The sequence below is a fragment of the Ruegeria sp. AF2 genome (genome assembly GCF_056542025.1).
This window is the reverse complement of the sequence record NZ_JBQFZC010000001.1, coordinates 261013-280150: the sequence shown is the minus strand read 5'-3', so window position 1 is coordinate 280150 and position 19138 is coordinate 261013. Positions and strand designations below refer to the sequence as shown.

The 19138-nt window shown below is 57.8% G+C and carries 15 protein-coding genes; 6 read left to right on the top strand and 9 right to left on the bottom strand.

The features are described from left to right. Positions 1 to 5: 5 nt before the first annotated feature. Positions 6 to 1826 (bottom strand): ABC transporter ATP-binding protein, encoded by a 1821-nt coding sequence (locus ACR0NM_RS01350; RefSeq protein ID WP_480612864.1) that lies wholly within the window; start codon positions 1824 to 1826, stop codon positions 6 to 8. Positions 1827 to 2111: 285 nt separating this feature from the next. On the opposite strand from ACR0NM_RS01350, the gene ACR0NM_RS01345 reads away from it, so the two are divergent. The 3 genes from ACR0NM_RS01345 (at position 2112) to ACR0NM_RS01335 (ending at position 5893) form a co-directional block, all read left to right on the top strand. Further along, positions 2112 to 3818 carry a peptide ABC transporter substrate-binding protein gene (locus tag ACR0NM_RS01345; RefSeq protein WP_170404084.1) on the top strand — a complete coding sequence of 569 codons (1707 nt, stop codon included), beginning with the start codon at positions 2112 to 2114 and terminating at the stop codon, positions 3816 to 3818. Between the two features lie 94 nt (positions 3819 to 3912). Further along, positions 3913 to 4920 carry an ABC transporter permease gene (locus ACR0NM_RS01340; RefSeq protein WP_170397107.1) on the top strand — a complete coding sequence of 336 codons (1008 nt, stop codon included), beginning with the start codon at positions 3913 to 3915 and terminating at the stop codon, positions 4918 to 4920. Continuing rightward, positions 4913 to 5893 carry an ABC transporter permease gene (locus ACR0NM_RS01335; RefSeq protein ID WP_170397109.1) on the top strand — a complete coding sequence of 327 codons (981 nt, stop codon included), beginning with the start codon at positions 4913 to 4915 and terminating at the stop codon, positions 5891 to 5893. The genes ACR0NM_RS01340 and ACR0NM_RS01335 overlap by 8 nt, the downstream gene beginning before the upstream one ends. Positions 5894 to 5899: 6 nt before the next feature. Here ACR0NM_RS01335 and ACR0NM_RS01330 read toward each other — a convergent pair whose 3' ends face one another. The 6 genes from ACR0NM_RS01330 to ACR0NM_RS01305 all read right to left on the bottom strand — a co-directional run bounded on the left by ACR0NM_RS01330 (position 5900) and on the right by ACR0NM_RS01305 (position 12628). Next, the gene (locus ACR0NM_RS01330) at positions 5900 to 7036 is read right to left on the bottom strand and encodes an MFS transporter (RefSeq protein ID WP_480612861.1); all 1137 of its coding nucleotides are present in this window, start codon (positions 7034 to 7036) and stop codon (positions 5900 to 5902) included. A gap of 69 nt (positions 7037 to 7105) precedes the next feature. Then, positions 7106 to 8383 (bottom strand): DUF3422 domain-containing protein, encoded by a 1278-nt coding sequence (locus ACR0NM_RS01325; RefSeq protein ID WP_170597041.1) that lies wholly within the window; start codon positions 8381 to 8383, stop codon positions 7106 to 7108. Between the two features lie 107 nt (positions 8384 to 8490). Further along, positions 8491 to 8847, bottom strand: coding sequence for a VOC family protein (locus ACR0NM_RS01320; protein WP_223117761.1), 357 nt, complete (start codon positions 8845 to 8847; stop codon positions 8491 to 8493). A gap of 159 nt (positions 8848 to 9006) precedes the next feature. Next, entirely contained in the window at positions 9007 to 10461 is a 1455-nt protein-coding gene (locus ACR0NM_RS01315; protein ID WP_170397117.1) for an NAD(P)(+) transhydrogenase (Re/Si-specific) subunit beta, read from the bottom strand. Positions 10462 to 10474: 13 nt separating this feature from the next. Further along, positions 10475 to 12046: a Re/Si-specific NAD(P)(+) transhydrogenase subunit alpha gene (locus ACR0NM_RS01310; RefSeq protein ID WP_480612859.1), complete on the bottom strand. Its 1572-nt coding sequence runs from the start codon at positions 12044 to 12046 to the stop codon at positions 10475 to 10477. 132 nt (positions 12047 to 12178) lie between these two features. Then, positions 12179 to 12628 carry a methyltransferase family protein gene (locus tag ACR0NM_RS01305; RefSeq protein ID WP_170397122.1) on the bottom strand — a complete coding sequence of 150 codons (450 nt, stop codon included), beginning with the start codon at positions 12626 to 12628 and terminating at the stop codon, positions 12179 to 12181. A 196-nt stretch (positions 12629 to 12824) separates the two neighbouring features. On the opposite strand from ACR0NM_RS01305, the gene kynU reads away from it, so the two are divergent. Next, positions 12825 to 14018, top strand: coding sequence for a kynureninase (gene kynU, locus ACR0NM_RS01300; RefSeq protein WP_480587198.1), 1194 nt, complete (start codon positions 12825 to 12827; stop codon positions 14016 to 14018). Here kynU and ACR0NM_RS01295 read toward each other — a convergent pair. Continuing rightward, complete coding sequence (locus ACR0NM_RS01295) at positions 14011 to 14589, bottom strand: TetR/AcrR family transcriptional regulator (RefSeq protein ID WP_480612857.1); 579 nt, start codon at positions 14587 to 14589, stop codon at positions 14011 to 14013. The two genes, kynU and ACR0NM_RS01295, sit on opposite strands and share 8 nt — an antisense overlap. 99 nt (positions 14590 to 14688) lie before the next feature. Between ACR0NM_RS01295 and ACR0NM_RS01290 the strand changes: the two genes are divergently transcribed. Both ACR0NM_RS01290 and ACR0NM_RS01285 read left to right on the top strand, forming a co-directional pair. After that, a complete protein-coding gene (locus ACR0NM_RS01290) occupies positions 14689 to 15153 on the top strand; it encodes a (2Fe-2S)-binding protein (protein ID WP_170397127.1) in 465 nt (154 codons plus the stop codon). A gap of 3 nt (positions 15154 to 15156) precedes the next feature. Continuing rightward, positions 15157 to 17397 (top strand): xanthine dehydrogenase family protein molybdopterin-binding subunit, encoded by a 2241-nt coding sequence (locus ACR0NM_RS01285; RefSeq protein ID WP_480612854.1) that lies wholly within the window; start codon positions 15157 to 15159, stop codon positions 17395 to 17397. Between the two features lie 51 nt (positions 17398 to 17448). Here ACR0NM_RS01285 and ACR0NM_RS01280 read toward each other — a convergent pair whose 3' ends face one another. Further along, a complete protein-coding gene (locus ACR0NM_RS01280) occupies positions 17449 to 18813 on the bottom strand; it encodes an autotransporter outer membrane beta-barrel domain-containing protein (RefSeq protein WP_480612852.1) in 1365 nt (454 codons plus the stop codon). Positions 18814 to 19138: the final 325 nt, after the last annotated feature.

Below are 19138 nucleotides of genomic sequence, written 5' to 3'. Positions count from 1 at the left end.
GAGGGTCAATATCCGCTGTCAGTGGTCAAAACAAAATGGCCCGGTTCAACCTCGTTGTATTGCGAGGGTTCGGGCGCGTATCCAATCGGATGAATTGGCGACGGGATCGGTTTGAAGTTCAAGTCTTTTTCCGACTTGCGCTTGTTCGGGTCGGCAATTGGTACCGCCTTCATCAGTGCCTGCGTATAAGGGTGCTGTGGGTTCTCAAAAACCCGAGCACGCGGGCCCAGTTCGACAATGCGGCCCAGATACATCACACCGACATGGTGACTGACCCTCTCGACCACCGCCATGTCATGGCTGATGAACAGATAGCTGAGGCCAAGCTCGGACTGCAGCTCCATCATCAGGTTCAGCACCTGCGCCTGAACCGAGACGTCCAGCGCCGAAACGGCCTCATCCGCGATGATTAGCTTGGGATTCAGCGCCAGTGCTCGCGCAATCGCAATCCGTTGCCGCTGACCACCCGACATCTCATGTGGGAAGCGGCGCATGAAGCTGCGCGGCAGTTGCACTTTGTCGAACAGTTGCGCCACGCGGTCCTGCAGTTCTGACCCCGACGCAACCCCATAGTTCCGCATCGGTTCGGCGACCTGATCAACCAATTGCATCTGCGGGTTCAGCGAGGCGAACGGATCCTGAAAGATCATCTGCATGTCCAGCCGCGCTTTGCGCAGGCCGGCCTGGTCCAGCTTCATGATGTCGACACCGTCCAGATCAACCTCACCCGCCATCGGCTCCACCAATCGCAGGATCGAGCGCCCTGCCGACGACTTGCCACACCCAGATTCGCCAACGAGGCTGAGAGTCTGCCCCCGGTTCAGCGTGAACGAGACATCTTCGACTGCATGCACGTTCGAGATGGTCCGACGCAGCAATCCGCCTTTCACCGCAAATCGCGTGGTCAGGTTCTTGACCGTCAGCAACACTTCGTTCGTACCCGGGATCGGAGCGATCTTCTGGCCTTCCTCACCCAGCAGTTTCATTGGCTCGGGCGCGGCTTTACCCTGCATCTCGCCCAATTTCGGAACCGCCGCCAGCAACGCCTTGGTGTAATCGTGCTGCGGGTTTTCGAAGATTTCTTTGACGGTGCCTTCCTCGACCTTGTTGCCGCGGAACATGACCACCACGCGGTCCGCCATCTGCGCGACCACAGCCATGTCATGGGTGATAAACATCACCGCCGTTCCGGTCTCGCGTTTGAGGCGGTCCATCAGCGCCAGAATCTCGGCCTGGATGGTGACATCCAATGCAGTAGTGGGTTCATCCGCAATCAGCAGGCGAGGCTCACACGCCATAGCCATGGCGATCACCACACGCTGGCGCATGCCACCGGACAGTTCATGCGGATATTGCTTCAAACGTCGCTCGGGCTCGGGGATGCGCACCTGACGCAATAATTCCAGCGCGCGCTCTTCGGCCTGCGCTTTGTTCATGTCCTTGTGGATTCGCAATCCTTCGGTGAGCTGCCGTCCGACGGTGAAAACCGGGTTCAAGGCCGTCATCGGCTCCTGAAAGATCATTCCGATCTCATTTCCGCGAATCTGCTTCATCAGATCTTGATCGGCGTGGGACAGATCCATTTCCTCGCCGCCGCGGCGATCGAAAAGCAGTTGCCCGCCAGCAATTTCACCGCCGCCGAACTCGACCAAGCGCATCAGCGATAGGGATGAGACTGATTTGCCCGACCCCGATTCGCCTACGATACACACGGTTTCGCCTTGGTTAACCTCGAACGAGACGTCCTCGACGCCCACCACCGGGCCATCTTTAGTTTGAAATTCGACCCGCAGTTTTTTGATCTGGGCAATTGGCTGATCCAGCACGCGCGCTCTCCCCTTGGCGGCTTTTCGGATTGGGTGCCAAACGCTAAGGCGGGCAGATGTGAAAAGTCAAACCGATAGGTCAAATTTCGCAAGGCAAGGCTTGCAATTTTCCAAAACTCTGTTTCGATACGCCGCGTAACCGTTCTGGGGAGAGGTCTGAATACACGAAGGCGATACAATCGTTTCCGTTTGATTCCAAATCCTTATCCCTTTTGACGGCCACGCCTAACCCGCGGGCATCGCGGAGATAATCGAGACACGTATGTGTCCAACATGGAGTGTATGATGAAAATCAAAACCCTTTTGCTTGGTGCGATTGCAAGCACGGCAATGGCCCCGATGGCCATGGCCGAGCGTGGATCGGACGGCAATGTCAGCATCATTTACTGGCAAGCCCCATCGATCCTGAACCCGTTCCTTTCGGGTGGCACCAAGGATGTGGAATCCGCGTCGCTAGTGATTGAGCCGCTCGCCCGGTACAATCAAGATGGCGAAATGGTTCCGTTCCTGGCATCTGAAATTCCGACAGTTGCAAATGGTGGCGTTAGCGAAGACCTGACCTCGATCACTTGGAAAATCGCGCCGGGAATCACCTGGTCAGACGGCACGCCATTCACCTCCGCTGATGTTGTGTTCACTGCAAACTATTGCATGGACCCAGAAGGCGGTTGTGCGCAGGTGACCAAATTTGAAGGTGTCACCAATGTCGAAGCTGTCGATGATCTGACCGTCAAAGTCACATTCGATGCGCCGACCCCGTTCCCTTACGGCCCGTTCGTGGGTGGTGAGAGCCCGATCATCCAGGCAGCACAGTTCGCGGATTGCATGGGAGCCAAAGCGCCCGAATGCACCGAGCAGAACTTTAACCCGATCGGCACAGGCCCATTTGTTGTCACCGAATTCAAGCCGAATGACGTGATCACTTTCAAGGCCAATGATAACTACCGTGACCCGGCAAAGCCTGCGTTCGCAACGGTAACATTCAAAGGCGGTGGCGATGCAACTGCTGCTGGTCGTGCGGTCATGGAAACCGGCGAATTTGACTATGCCTGGAACTTGCAGCTTGCGCCTGAAGTGATCGCGCAGATGCAGGAAGGAGGCAAAGGTACTCCGGTCGCAGGCTTCGGCCCGCTGGTGGAACGCATCATGCTGAACCAGACCAACCCGTCGCCAGATCTGCCGGAGGGCGAGCGTTCGACTGCAAAGCATCCGCACCCGTTCCTGCAGGACCCTGCTGTTTACAAGGCCATGTCGCTGGCCATCGACCGGCCGCTGCTGGTTGAAATCGGCTACGGTCAGGCCGGTAAGGTTACCTGCAACTGGGTACCTGCGCCTGCCGCGGTGAATTCCGACACATTCAGCTGCGATACTCAGGATATCGAAGGTGCCAAGAAGCTTCTGGATGACGCGGGTATCGTAGATTCCGATGGCGATGGCATCCGTGAAAAAGACGGTGTACCGCTGAAGATTGTCTACCAGACTTCTACCAACGCAGTTCGCCAGGACTTCCAGGCGCTGATCAAAGAATGGTGGAGCCAAATCGGTATCGAAACTGAGCTGCGCAACATCAATGCTTCGGTCTTCTTTGGTGGTGATCCGGGTTCGCCTGACACCTTCCAGAAGTTCTATGCCGACGTTGAAATGTATGCCAACACCTTCAACGGCACTGACCCGCAGTCCTATCTGGGCAACGGCCTGTGCGACAAGGCACCCAAGCCTGAAAGCCAGTGGCAGGGCGAGAACATCAGCCGTTTCTGCAACGAAGAGTTCGACAAGCTGCATGGCAAACTGGCCGAAACCGCAGGTGCGGATGAGCGCGCGCAGATCGCGCGTCAGCTGAACGACATCATGGTTGAAAATGGCGGAATGATCCCGCTGGTGCACCGTGGTCGTCTGTCGGCACACGCCAACACGCTGGGTGGCGTTGTCCTGAACGTTTGGGACAGCGAGCTGTGGAACATTGCGGACTGGTACCGCAAGACCGGTTCCTAAGCGTTAATCTTGCAAAACCGCGCCCCGACCCATATCGGGGCGCGGTCATTTGCAGACCACTCCAACAAGAAGACGCATATAAAGGCGCCTCTTAATGCTCAACTTTACCATCAGACGACTGGTGCTGGCCGTTCCCACGCTACTGTTCATCAGCCTCGTCATCTTCCTGCTCCTCGAACTCGCACCCGGCGATCCGATGGCGCAGGTTCCACTTACCGTCCCCCCCGAAGTCAAAGAGAAGATGCGCGAGGCACTGGGCCTCGGTCAGCCGATGCATATCCGGTTCTGGAAATGGATCGTGCAGTTCTTCTGGATCGAACCGCAGGTTCTGGTCGACTCGATCTTTGGTACAACCTTCTCCGAAGGCGACCTGCGCGTGATTTCGTGGCAGACCCGCTCACCCGTCATGGACATCGTCGTTCAGCGCATCCCGCAGACCCTGTGGGTTGTCGGCACCGCTTATGTGGTCGCCATCCTGATCGCCCTGCCCATCGGCATCTATTCGGCCTATCGCCAGTATTCCTGGTTCGACCAAATGGGCACATTCGTGTCGATGGTCGGCTTCTCGGTACCGCCGTTCTTCTCGGGCGTATTGGTGATCGTGATCTTCTCAGTCCAGCTTGGATGGTTCCCGTCGATCTATGACACCACCCATGTGGTCAATAGCTGGGACAGCTTTGTTGTACAGCTGAAACAGATGATCATGCCGGTCATGGTTCTGGCTCTGCAGATCACCGCGCAGCTCAGCCGATTCATGCGCGCCTCGATGCTGGACAACCTTAATCAGGATTATGTCCGCACCGCCCGCGCTAAGGGCCTCAGCGAATACACGGTCGTCATGGTCCACGTCCTGCGCAACTCGATGATCCCTGTGGTCACCGTTATCGCGCTGGGTATTCCGGCCATCTTCGGCGGAGCGATCATTACCGAGCAGGTGTTCAAAGTGAACGGCATCGGCCAGTTGCTGATCGGGGCTATTCAGGCCAATGACTTGCCGATGGTCCAAACCCTGACCTTCATATTTGCCGTGCTGATCGTCCTGTTCAATCTGATCGCCGACGTTCTCTATGGCATTCTGGACCCGAGGATTCGTTATGACTGATCATGATCGTACCGATACACTGGTCCCGGACGAAGGGCTTGCGCCCGCCTCGACAGCGCTGCCAACCACCGATGTGATGGAAGAACTGGCCACCCCACCACGGAGCCAATGGCGCGATGTCTGGGATCAGTTCAAGACCCACAAAGGCGCAATGATCGGAGCGATTCTGTTCATCTTCATCGTCGCAGGCGTCTATCTGGGACCATACTTATGGAGCATCGACCCCACTCAGATCGACATCCGTTCGCGCAATCAGGGCCCCAGTTGGGCGCATCCCTTTGGCACCGACCAGTTGGGCCGCGATATCCTAGCTCGCATGATGTCAGGCGGTCAGACATCGGTGTCAGTCGGCATCACCGCGATGCTGTTGGCGCTGTTTCTGGGCTCGTTCATCGGTGTTCTGGCCGGGTTTTTCAAACGGCTGGATGGCCCACTGATGCGCCTGACGGATCTGTTCTTGGCCTTGCCGTTGTTACCGCTGCTGCTGGTCATGATGCTGCTCTTCCGCGAGCCGCTATCTGCCGCCTTCGGGTTAGAGCGTGGAATCTTCATCCTGATCGTCTGCGCCATCGGCATCACCTCATGGATGCCCACAGCGCGGATCGTGCGCGGCGATGTGCTGGCGATCAAAGAGCGTGAATTCGTTCTGGCCGCCCGGTCCATCGGCACCAGCAATGGCCAGATCATCACGCGGCACATCCTGCCGAATGTTCTGTCTCCGATCATGGTGTCGGCCACGCTGGGGATTGCAACTGCGATCATCACCGAAAGCGCGCTTTCCTTCCTCGGCCTCGGATTTCCGCCGGACTTCCCGACATGGGGTCGGCTGCTCTTCGATGGCGTCGACTATCTGCAGCAATACCCCGAGCGCGTGTTCTGGCCCGGACTGGCGATCTCACTAACCGTCCTCAGTGTAAATTATCTGGGTGACGGCCTGCGCGATGCGCTGGATCCACGTATTCGCGGACGTTAAGAGAACTTAGTCGGCGCGCTTCAGCGCGCCGGCCAATACGATGATCAGAACGGCCAGCGGTAAAAGAACTGCAAAGGCAAATCTCAGCGTCATCAACTCGGCCAGAAATCCGATCAGAGGCGGCCCAATCAATAAACCTCCGTATCCCAAAGTCGCGACGCTTGCGATCGCCTGTCCGGGCGGGACATGCGGGTCGTTGGCCGCGCGGCTAAAGGCCAGAGGCATGATTACCGCATAGCCCACTCCCATCAGAGCAAAACCCGCCAAAGCCAATCCTGCCCCTCCCGCCGATACCACGCCAAACACGCCCAGCGCGGCGCAAACGCCGCCAAATCGTGCTGTTGCAACAGGCCCGAAACGCGCGATCACCACCCCGCCCGCAAGCCGGAACGCAACCATTGTGACCGAGAAGACCGCATAGCCCAACGCCGCGATACTCTCAGCCGCTCCGGTAACGTCACGCAGGAAAATCGCGCTCCAATCCGCAACAGCCCCCTCGCCCAAAGCGCCGCACAGCGCTGAGAAACCCACAAGGATTAGGGCACCCGACGGCAAAGCGAACACCGATCCAGGTTTTGAAGCCGATCGTTTCGAAGTCCAGCGTACCCAAGACAAAACAAGCGCAAGCGCGACGACAACACCACCCGCTAGTAGAAAATGTTGCAACACCGACAGCCCCAACTGTACGGCACCGTATCCGCTGAGCGCCCCCAGCCCGGCTCCAAGGCTCCACATCGCGTGAAAGGACGACATGACCGGCTTGTCATAGGCCTGTTCGACCTCTGCCGCCCAGGCGTTCATCGCAACATCCATCGAGCCATGGAAGGCTCCGAATACAAACAGAAACGCCGCAAGCGACCAGAACCCGTCGGCGAGAGCCAAAAGGATCAGGGAAAAGGTGTAGAGAACCGCGATCACCCGCGTGATCGCCACCGCCCCAAACTTGTCCGTCAAACGGCCCGTGATCGGAAACGAACAAACGGCCCCTGCTGCCATGAACAGCAAACCAAGCCCTAGCGCCTCGTGCGTCAGATCCAGCCTGTCCCGAACCGCAGGTATGCGCGATGCCCAGATGCCGAACAGCGCACCGTTCAGGATAAACATGGCGGCCACAGCCCGCCACGCCGCAACAATACCGATCACAGGGAATCCTCATAAAATCTGCCAAACGCCACCCGTTCTACAGATCATTCGTCGCCCGGCATAGACCGCTTATTCAATTCGCTTCCGGATCTGGCGCACCCCGAACCAAACGGCAAGGATGACAGGCACGGTCACAATTGCCGTCAGCATCCCTTTGCTAATCCCGGCCTGCGTCAGTGGGTAGAGCAAGTAGCTGACCAGAGACACCGCATAGTAGCTGATCGCCACCACAGATAATCCCTCGACTGTGTGCTGCAATCGAAGGGCCAGATCAGCACGCCGGTCCATGCTTTCCAGCAGAGCCTGATTTTGAGCGCTGCGTTCGACATCGACACGGGTACGCAACAGGTCGCCGGCGCGAATAGCCCTGTCGGACAAGGCCTGCAAACGTCGCTCGGTTGATTTAACCGTCCGCATCGCGGGGTCATAACGACGCATCATGAAATCGGCAAAACTCTGACGTCCATTGAATCTTTGTTCACGCAACACTTCGATGCGCTGATTGACAATCGCCTCATAGGCACCCGTGGCGCCGAACCGAAAAGAACACCGTGCCGAAAGTGTCTCAAGCTCGATCGAGGTAGACAGAAGATCCGGCAACAATTCGTCTGGGTGCGCTGTTTCATCGGACATCTGCCCCATCAGGCGGGTCAATTGACCATCCAGTTCGCCGATGCGCGGCATCAGTTGCTTGACCCGTGCAAATCCCAGCATCGACATTGCCTTGTAGGTCTCAATCTCGCACAGCCGCTGAACGATCCGCCCGGTCCGACGCCGCCCGGTGCCTTTCTTGACAAACATCGCAAGCCGCATATGCCCCGCCGGATCAATTCGGAAATCACAAGCGCAGATCGCAGCATCATCCAGCACCCGCGCCACTGCTAGGCTTTCCGGCTCGAACCACTGAGCCAGCGAAGCCTTTGCCGCCTCATCTCCCTCGTACTCGACGACGCGAATTAAGGCCGATGTCACCCGCTGCCCCGGGCTCGCCTTCAACCAGTCTGGAGGAAACACCTCAAAGTCTGCCGGATTGAATGCACGTTCACTGACATTCGGAGTGATCGCGGTATAGGTCACAAACTCGGTATGTTGTTCCCATTTCAGCCAATGACGCCCGATCTGACCCGCGTAGTGAGTGGCCTCTGGCTGAGGGTGCTGCGCGCCGTGGCGATCAAGCAGATTGATCAGGTGGGCCATATCCTCGCCACGATCGCGCGTAACCGCTTCTTTGGGCTTCTTGATCGCCAGAAACACAACCGTGCTGGGTAAGGGTGCAACCGGAAATGGGCGTGCATGCAGTTCATTGGCCAGCGCATAGCGAAGCGGATGATTGTCTATGGGCGTCATGTGAGGCTCCGGTGTATCACCGGCACTATAAGGCAGACCGACACAACATCAATTGTTTATTTATTTCAATTACTTACAAGGATACAACGGTATACAATCCCGCTATCTTATTGATTCGGCTCCCATAGCTCGATGGGATTGCCTTCAGGATCGTGGATGCGGGCGAATTTCCCGACCTCGCTGTCCCACTCCGGATTCGTCTCGACGGTGATTCCGGCGTTCTGTAGTTGGTCGATCAACGCGCTCAGGTCATCGACACGAAAATTGATCATCCATTGCTGCTCGGAGCGGCCGAAATACTCGGTGTCCTGCGCAAAGGGTGCGAACACCGTATATCCTTCCCGCTGCTTCCAGGGCACAGGATCGTAGTGATTGACGCCCAAATGCTTCTCATACCAAGCACTCAACGCCTGCGGATCACGGGCCCGAAAGAATATCCCGCCAATTCCATTTACCTTCTGCATGGTCTGCCTCCGACTATCCCGAACACTCGCCAAGTTTAACACAGCCCGCTTGCTTCATATGGCTAAAAAACCTTGAGGGGGTTGGAGGCAAGCCCCCATCTCATCACAAAAGAAAAGGGCGCCCTCAGGCGCCCTCTGCAATCAGATTGTCCCTTCTGATCAATCGATCATGGGCAACAGCTTGTCGAGCGAAGCCTTGGCGTCGCCATAGAACATGCGGGTGTTCTCCTTGAAGAACAGCGGGTTCTCGATGCCCGAATAGCCGGTGCCCTGACCACGCTTGGACACAAACACCTGCTTGGCTTTCCAGCATTCCAACACCGGCATCCCGGCGATGGGGCTGTTCGGGTCTTCCTGCGCCGCAGGGTTCACGATATCGTTCGAGCCAATCACGATGGCCACATCCGTATCCGGGAAGTCGTCGTTGATCTCGTCCATCTCCAGAACAATGTCATACGGCACCTTCGCCTCGGCCAGCAGCACGTTCATGTGGCCTGGCAGACGACCGGCAACGGGGTGGATCGCAAAGCGCACGTTCTTGCCCTTGGCGCGCAGCTTGCGAACCAGCTCGGACACCGATTGCTGCGCCTGCGCCACGGCCATGCCATAGCCGGGGATGATGACGATACTATCTGCATCATTCAGCGCCGCCGCGACACCATCTGCCTCGATGGCGATCTGTTCACCCTCAACAGCCATCTGTTCGCCCTGCGGGCCACCAAAGCCGCCCAGAATTACGCTGACAAAGTGACGGTTCATCGCCTTACACATGATGTAGGACAGGATCGCACCAGACGAGCCCACCAATGCACCAACCACGATCAACAGGTCGTTGCCTAGCGAGAAGCCGATGGCCGCAGCCGCCCAACCCGAATAGCTGTTCAGCATCGACACAACCACCGGCATGTCGGCCCCGCCGATGCCCATGATCAGGTGATAGCCGATGAACAGCGCTGCCAGCGTCATCAGGAACAGCGGGAAGAAACCGCCCGAATTGGTGTACCAGATCAGGCAGATGAACGACAAAGCAGCCGCACCCGCGTTCAGAGCATGACCGCCCGGAAGCTTGGTCGCCGCCGAGGTCACCTTGCCCGCCAACTTGCCATAAGCCACGACCGATCCAGTAAAGGTGATCGCACCGATGAAGATACCGAGGAACAGCTCAACATGCAGGATCGCCAGTTCGGCCGCGGTCTTCTTGGCGATCAGCTTGGCGAACGCCCCCAGATCGGACAGGTCCGCCTGAGACGCACTGTCGGCAATCGCCATGACTTGCGCCACATTGCCGATCTCGAAATGGGCATTGAATCCCACGAACACAGCCGCCAGACCCACCAGCGAATGCATCGCGGCCACAAGCTGCGGCATCTCGGTCATCTGGACGCGCTGTGCCACGTACTGACCGATCAGACCACCGCCCGCGATCAGCAGCAACGACAGCAGCCACAGGCCTGAACCCGGACCAACCAGCGTCGCAAAAACCGCGAGCGCCATACCAACAATGCCATACCAGACCGCCCGCTTGGCGCTTTCCTGGTTCGACAATCCACCCAGAGACAGGATGAAAAGGACAGCCGCAACGACATAGGCGGCAGTAGTGAAGCCAAATTCCATGTGCCCGGCCTCCTTAAGATTTCTGGAACATGGCGAGCATGCGCCGGGTTACGAGGAAGCCGCCGAAGATGTTGATTCCGGCCATGAAGACTGACAGCGCCGCCAGCAGAATGACCAGGAACGACCCCGATCCGATCTGCATCAAGGCTCCAACGATAATGATCGACGAGATCGCGTTGGTGATCGCCATCAGTGGTGTGTGCAAGCTATGGCTGACATTCCAGATCACCTGGAAGCCCACAAAGATCGCCAGCACAAAGACGATGAAATGCTGCATGAAGCTGGCCGGAGCGATCAACCCCACCAGCAACATCAACGCACCGCCGACGCCCAGCAACGTGAACTGTTGCTTGGTCTGCGCTTTGAAGGCCGCGATTTCCTGCGCCCTTTTCTCTTCCGGCGTCAGTTCCTTGACCTCGGCCTTAGGCTGTGCCGCAATCGCCTGCACCTTGGGCGGCGGTGGCGGGAAGGTGATCTCGCCCTCATGGGTCACGGTCGCGCCACGGATCACGTCATCTTCCATGTCGTGATTGACCTTGCCGTCCTTCTCGGGTGTCAGGTCAGCCATCATGTGACGGATATTGGTCGCGTAAAGAGACGATGACTGCGCCGCCATCCGGCTGGGGAAGTCGGTATAGCCGATGATGGTCACGCCATTGTCGGTCACGATCTTCTCATCCGGCACCGTCAATTTACAGTTGCCGCCCTTTTCCGCTGCAAGGTCAACGATGACCGAACCCGGCTTCATGGCCTCGACCATATCTTTGGTCCAAAGCTCAGGTGCCTCACGGTTGGGGATCAGTGCCGTGGTGATGACGATGTCCATCTCGGGTGCCAGTTCCCGGAACTTGGCAAGCTGGGCGTTGCGGAATTCTTCCGACTGGACCGATGCGTAGCCGCCAGTCGATGCACCGTCCTGCTGTTCTTCCTCAAAATCCAGATAGACGAACTCAGCCCCCATGGATTCGACCTGCTCGGCCACTTCGGGGCGCACGTCGAACGCGTAGGTGATCGCACCCAGCGAGGTTGAGGTCCCAATCGCGGCCAGACCAGCCACACCAGCACCAACGATCAGCACCTTGGCAGGCGGTACCTTACCGGCCGCCGTCACCTGACCGGTGAAGAAACGGCCAAAGTTGTTGCCTGCCTCGATCACAGCACGGTACCCGGCGATATTGGCCATCGAAGACAGCGCGTCCATCTTCTGCGCGCGCGAGATACGCGGGACCATCTCCATCGCGATCACGGTCGCGCCCTTGGATTTGGCGGCCTCCATCCCATCTTCATTTCCAGCCGGGTTAAAGAAGGAAATCAGGGTCTTATCCTTGGTCAGACGCTTCAGTTCGGTGGCATCGGGCTGACGCACCTTGGCAATAATATCCGCCGCCTTCCAAAGCGAGGCGGCGGTCTTCATGACCTCAACGCCTGCGGCTTCATAAGCGGCGTCCGAAAACCCCGCAGCAGCGCCTGCGCCCTTTTCGATCAGGCACTCATAGCCCAGTTTCTGCAACTGCACAGCCGAGTCCGGAGTCATCGCGACCCGGTTCTCGCCCTTGTACGTTTCCTTTGGCGTCCCAATTTTCACCAGTCGGTTCCCCCTAATTTTTGATTCAGGCCAGGTGGGTGTTCGGCATAGAATGACAAGCAGACATGTATCCTGCGCAAGATTATTTCGCAAGCGCAGCAATTATGACGCTGTGTCATGATGACCACACCCTTATATCCATCGTCTGGTCTTGCGTTCATACCGGGCGAAATCGGCGCGGAATGTGCGGCGCAGACGGTCTTCCTCGGGTATGATAAAGCGGCGTTCCAGCACCCAGACAAAAACCGGGATCAGCACCAGCGACAACACCGCGTCAAAACGCAGGATCAGCCCGGTCAGGATCAGCACATCGCCCACATAGATAGGATTGCGGCTGCGCTTATAAATCCCGGTCTGCACCATGGTCGAGGGTGTTTCGTGCGGAAAGACCGTGGTTTTGTGCCGGCGGAACTCGATTACCGCCATCACGGCCAGAATGATACCGCCACCGATCAGTATGCCGCTGAGCAGATCTGTCACCGCCCCATCCAGAGACAACCCCAGCGGCAACACGCGGGCCTGGACCCAGGCGAGCAAGGCAAAGCCCACAAGCCAAACAGGTGGTATGTCGATCAGGCGCATGGCTGTCCCTTCACGCGGCGACACATGGTGGCAGATGTCGCTTCTGATCGCTCTCCTATCGTTTTCTGACCGCATTGGCAAAAGCGCAGGGTGTCGCATCGACCCAGGGCGCTGGACAACCCGCACCAATAGACAGACACAACGGGATCAGATAGCCAGTTACAACCTGACTGTTTCAGAAAGACAAAGCCTCGCCATGACCGATTTCGCCAAAACCAAATCCATGTTTCACCTGCCCGAGGGCGTTCTTTATCTCGACGGTAACTCTCTGGGCCCGTTGCCGAAATCAGCCGGTGACCGTGTCGGAAGCATGATGAAGGACGAATGGGGTCAGTTGCTGATCACCGGCTGGAACAAAGCCGGGTGGATGGGCATGCCGACCGGCCTGGGGGATCGGATCGGACGGCTGATCGGGGCAGAGCCCGGCAGCGTCGTGGTGGGCGATACTCTGTCGATCAAGGTTTATCAGGCGGTCGCCTCAGCGCTGGAGCTGAACCCGACCCGCAAGGTCGTCCTGTCGGACAACGGCAATTTCCCGTCGGATCTTTACATGGCAGATGGACTATTGCGATCACTGGGAACGGATTACGAACTGCGCGTGGTCGATCCCGAAAGCGTCGCTGCACATATCACCGAAGAGGTCGCCGTTCTGATGCTGACCGAGGTCGATTATCGCTCCGGCCGTATGCATGACATGAAGGCTTTGACCGAACTGGCCCACGCGAACGGTGTCGTGACCGTCTGGGACCTTGCCCATTCTGCGGGGGCAATCCCGGTCGATCTGTCCGGTTGCAACGCGGATTTCGCTGTTGGCTGCACGTATAAGTACCTCAATGGCGGTCCCGGTGCGCCAGCGTTCGTCTATGTCGCTCCGCGTCTGTCGGATCGCGTGCGCCCGGCGCTTTCGGGCTGGTTGGGGCATGAAGCCCCCTTTGCCTTCGATCTCGACTATCGCCCCGGCGCGGGAATCGAGAGGATGCGGGTCGGAACCCCTCCGGTCATTCAGATGGCAGCGCTGTCGGCAGCGATGGATATCTGGGACATGGCTGAAATGGCCGATGTGCGCGCCAAGTCAATCGAATTGACCGAATTGTTCATTACCCGGGTTGAGGCTACCTGCCGGGGATTGACACTCGCAAGCCCCCGCGATCCAGCCCAGCGCGGAAGTCAAGTATCGTTTCATTTTGATGAAGGATACGCTGCCATGCAGGCTTTGATCGCGCGTGGCGTGATCGGCGATTTCCGAGCGCCCGATATCATGCGGTTTGGCTTCACACCGCTATATGTCGATGAAGGGGATGTAGAACAGGCCGCCCAAATTCTGGCCGATATCATAACCAACAAGCTGTGGGACAAACCGGAATACAAAATCCGTCAGCGCGTCACCTGACCTCAAGCGCCGCGCCCAAAAGCGTGGCCAATTGCGAAATGCCTTGTTCGAACTCTTCAGCGCTGGAGGCTGTCATCTTGACGCCCTTCAGCGATGTGGTGATTGTCTTTGCGGCCTCATCCGGGCCGACAGGCAAATGCGCGCGACCTGCCGCATCCTCGCGCCGTAACCATTCGGCGTAAAGTCGCGTCAATTTGGCCTCGCCCTCCTGAACGATATCCGTCGACATGGATTTGGTCGCGTCCAGCATTTCAAGCCCATGAGGTGAGGCCAAAATTTCAGCCATCCCGTTTGATTGCGCCTCGATCGCCTGAGCGAGGATCTGAGGCAAAGGACCTTCGCCGGCCAAGGCTTCAGCGACTAGGGTAACTTTCTCGCCATAATAAAACTGCGTCAGTTCGCGAACGATGGCCTCTTTATTCTTGAAATGCAGATAGACCGCAGGCCGGGACATCCCTGCCCCTTTGGCAATGTCATCCATCGAAGTTTTCTTAAACCCATAGGTCGCAAAGGCCTGAAATGCCGATTTCAGAATGGCCGCTGTCTTGGAATCTTCACTTACACTCGTCATGCGAGAACCTCTGACACTTCTTGTTCATTTTGTCAATTGACAAGCTGACACTTTTCATTAATTATGTCAGAAACCAGCCAAAGCTAAGAGAGGTGCGCCATGGCGACGGCCCTTAAGATCAACGGAAAGACCCATCAGGTTGATCTGCCTGATGATGTGCCCTTGTTATGGGTTCTGCGTGATGAGGTTGGACTAACCGGTACCAAGTTCGGCTGTGGTGTGGCTGCCTGCGGTGCCTGCACCGTTCATATTGATGGTGAGGCCGTGCGGTCCTGCCAGGTAGCGCTCTCGGATGTTTGGGGTGATGTCACCACGATCGAGGGGCTTGGCACGCCTGACGCCATGGCAACGATCCAGAAGGCCTGGGTTGACCACCAAGTGGCCCAATGTGGTTACTGCCAGTCGGGCCAGATCATGCAGGCCGCATCGCTACTGGCTGAAAACCCGGCCCCAACGGACGAAGACATCGACGATGCGATGCAAGGCAACCTTTGCCGCTGTGGCACCTATCCTCGCATCCGCGCGGCCATCCATGATGCCGCTGCCAAGTTGAAGGAGGCTTGAGCCATGGGACGTATCGGTAAAATCGTTCGCCGCACATTCCTGATCGGATCTGCCGCCATCGTAGGTGGAGTGGCCTTCGGTGCCTACTACGTCACGCGTCCAGCTGCGAACCCGCTGAAACCGCGTGACGGGGAAACCGCGCTTAGCCCCTTTGTTCTGATCGACCAGCAGGGCGTGACCCTGTTCGCCCCCCGCGCTGAAATGGGTCAGGGCGTTATGACCACCTGGGCAGCACTGATCGCCGAGGAGCTGGATGTTGAGCTGGACGAAATCCGTGTGCTGCACGGACCTGCTGCTGCCGCCTATTACAACCATGCTCTTATGGGGGAAAGCCTGCCAGGCAAGGGCTATGACATCTCGGATTTCCAGCACAATCTGGGTGAGGCACTGGGTGTTCTGGGCAAAACGTTAAGCCTGCAGGTTACCGGCGGCTCAACCTCGATGAAAGACGGGTTCGAACGGATGCGGATGGCCGGCGCTACTGCGCGAGAAACCTTGAAGCAGGCTGCCGCGGACCAACTGGGGGTCGATCGCGATCAACTCATGACCGAAAATGGTGCTGTGGTTGCCCCGGATGGCACGCGCATTCCCTATAGCGAACTGGCCGAGGCCGCAGGCCAGATCGAACCGCCCGAGGTTTCCCTGCGTGATCCGTCCGAATGGCGTTTGATCGGCAAATCCCTGCCCCGCGTCGACATTCCGGGCAAATCCACCGGCACCGCCACCTTTGGCATCGACGTGCGCCCCGAGGGCCTGAAATTCGCCTCGGTCCGCATGAACCCCAAGCTGGGCGGGGCAATGAACGGCTTTGACGCCAGTGCTGCAGAAACCATGCCCGGCGTTGAAAAGATCGTCGATCTGGGCACGGGCGTCGCGGTGATTGCCAACAACACTTGGCTTGCCATGCAGGCGGTCGAGGCGATTGACGTGGATTGGGGCGATGCCCCCTATCCGCCCGAAAGTGATGCGATATTCGCGCAAATTGCCAAGGCGTTTGATGACGCGCCGAACTCGACAATGCGCGATGATGGCGATGTCGAATCCCTACCCGAAGGTGCAACTGAGATCACGGCCGAATATACTGTGCCCTATCTGGCCCATGCCACGATGGAACCGATGAACGCCACGGCGCTCTATACCAGTAACAAGCTGGACCTGTGGTGCGGCAATCAGGCCCCGACTCTCATCCAAATCCGCGCAGCCAACACCGCCGGTCTGGACACCGAAGCCGTCGAGATTCACACCACCTATCTGGGCGGCGGTTTCGGACGCCGGGGCGAGTTGGATTTCGGCGAGATCGCCACAAAGGTCGCCATGGCCATTCCAGGCACCCCTGTGCAAACGACGTGGAGCCGCGAAGAGGATATGCGTCACGATTTCTACCGCCCCGGCGCGATGGCGCGCATGCGGGGGGCAGTGAAGGATGGCAAGGCCGTTCTGATCGACGGTAAGGTTGCTTCGCAATCCCCGACCCACCAAGCGGTCGAACGTGTGACGGGTTTCTCTGGCGGCGGCCCCGACAAGGTTCTAGTCGAAGGCTTTTTCAACCAGCCCTACGCGGTGCCGAACTACAGAATGAGTGGTCACGTTGCCGATTTGGCTGTACCGGTTGGTTTCTGGCGCTCGGTCGGCAACAGCCACAATGCCTTCTTCCACGAGACCTTCCTGGATGAAATGGCCCATGCCGCCGGGCGCGACCCGCTGGAGTTCCGGCTGGAGTTGGCAAGGTCCGAGTTCGCCCCGGCTGCGGGGTGCCTGGAGGCCGTGAAAGAGATGTCAGGCTGGACCGGCAAAACCCCCGATGGTGTCGGACGTGGCGTGGCAATGGCCTACAGCTTTGGCACCCCTGTCGCACAGGTCATCGAAGTGGTGGACGAAGACGGCACCATCCGCATCAACAAGGCCTGGATCGCCTGCGATGTCGGCTTGGCTTTGGATCCGGCGACGGTCGAGGCGCAGATGATCGGCGGCATGATCTACGGATTGTCTGCCGCCGTTCAAGAAGAGATCACCTTTGCCGATGGTGAGGTCGAACAGTATAATTTCCCGGATTATGATGCGTTAAGGATGCAAAGCACACCGATCACGGAAGTCCGGATACTCGAGACCAACAAACATCTGGGCGGTGTCGGTGAACCGGGGACACCGCCGTCGATGCCCGCTTTGGGCAACGCGCTGTTCGACCTGACCGGCCAACGCGCGCGCAGCTTGCCGCTGAACAAGCAGTTCGACTTGCTCGTATGATCAATTTGCGCCGACCCGGCTATGGGTCGGCGCTCGCTCTTTCTGATGGCCTTAGAAGTTGACAGAGAGAAAGATTGCAGCTTCCGTCGCTTCAAAATCACTTTCGAACATGTCGAGATATCCGATTGAAGCCTCCAGAAACACCGTCTTGCTTGTGCGTCCTCTCACACCCAAACGGGTTGACCAAACAACATCATTGTCAGTGTTTGCAACTGTTCCACCCCCTAAGTTCTCGCGTTCAAACCAATAGGTCGCGCTGAGCGATGCATAAGGTGAAATGACAGAGCTGCCATTGAAGAACGGACGACTTACTTCGACCTCGGGCGTTAGGGCACTGTATTTTGCTTCTTGGATTTCACCAATAAACTCGGCTGGATTTCCCAGATACGTCCCGGTGAGATCGTAATCCTCGGCACTGTAATTATAGTAATCAAACGAGATCGACGGACGAATTAAGTAAGCTCCAGCCTCATATTGTCCGATTGCCTCGAGATTCGCGCGCCAACGGGTGCGATCAAAATCACCGCTCAGCTCCAGCACATCCACATCCGTGGAGAAGCGACCGACCGTGGCGAGACCGTTTAGAACCCACCTCTCAGACATCCGCCAGGCGAAATAGGGTCCGATCGCGAATCCCGAAGTATCCTGAGAAAACTGCCCCTGAAAGCCGTCCAGCTGGGTGTTTTCGTATTCAAGCTGCAAACCAAGCACGAGGTTTTCTTGGACAAGACGGTCGATTCCAATTTCGAAAAAGCTGTCGTTCACATCCAGTTCGCTGTTTCCACGGGTGTCTTCAATGTCTGTGTAGGTGAAATTGGTCCATACATTCCAAACAGATTCTGGCCCAAACTCGCGCCCCTCCGTCAGCGGAGGGCCGACAACCGGATCGCACAAGGCAGGGTCAAGCTTACCCGTCGCATCCGCCACGCAGGCTTGATCATCGCCCGAAGGTCGCCCACTTACGTAGAGCGGATTAACGGGTCGACCTGTCTCGCCTATGTTGCCAATTCCACCGCCCGACCCTCCGGAACCGCCACCAGAGCCACCACCAGAACCGCCACCAGAGCCACCACCGGATCCGCCACCAGAGCCACCACCGGATCCGCCCGAGCCGCCGCCACCGCCGAAGCCACCCCCGGAACCGCCGCCTCCAAAGCCGCCCCCGCCTCCGAATCCGCCACCTGATCCACCCGAGCCGCCGCCACCGCCGAAGCCACCACCGGAACCGCCGCCGGATCCACCCGAGCCGCCTCCGTTTCCTCCCCCGCCGCCACCATTGCCACCACCCCAACCCGGCAGCGTCCAATCTCTTTTTTGGTTTTGCGTATCGATCAGACAGTCGCGCCCATTTGGTGCCCCTCCGCGTTTGAACAGACGATGAACGCCCCCTGATCCATTAGATACGAAGGGAGACAAGCTTAGATGAACTCCGGGCCGAGATCGGCTCCAGGTATCAACGGTCGTGTTGCCCTGTGCAGCTTCCAGACGAAAAGCACCGCTTTCCGTCTGCGATAACCACAATGAGGATGAAGAGTCAGGTGTTCGCCCGATGTAAAGCAGGTCTCCGGCCGAGCTGCATTGTTGCGCATGCCCAGCAGTTCCCAGGACCGCCAAAAAAAGTGCCGCAGGAACGAATTCTCTTAAACCGCGAGGGTACTTTCCTGAAAAGCTGTGCATGAACTGCTCCGAACCCAGTCAGATTTGAATATGGCCAAGGGTATCTCGGCGCAAATTCGCGGTT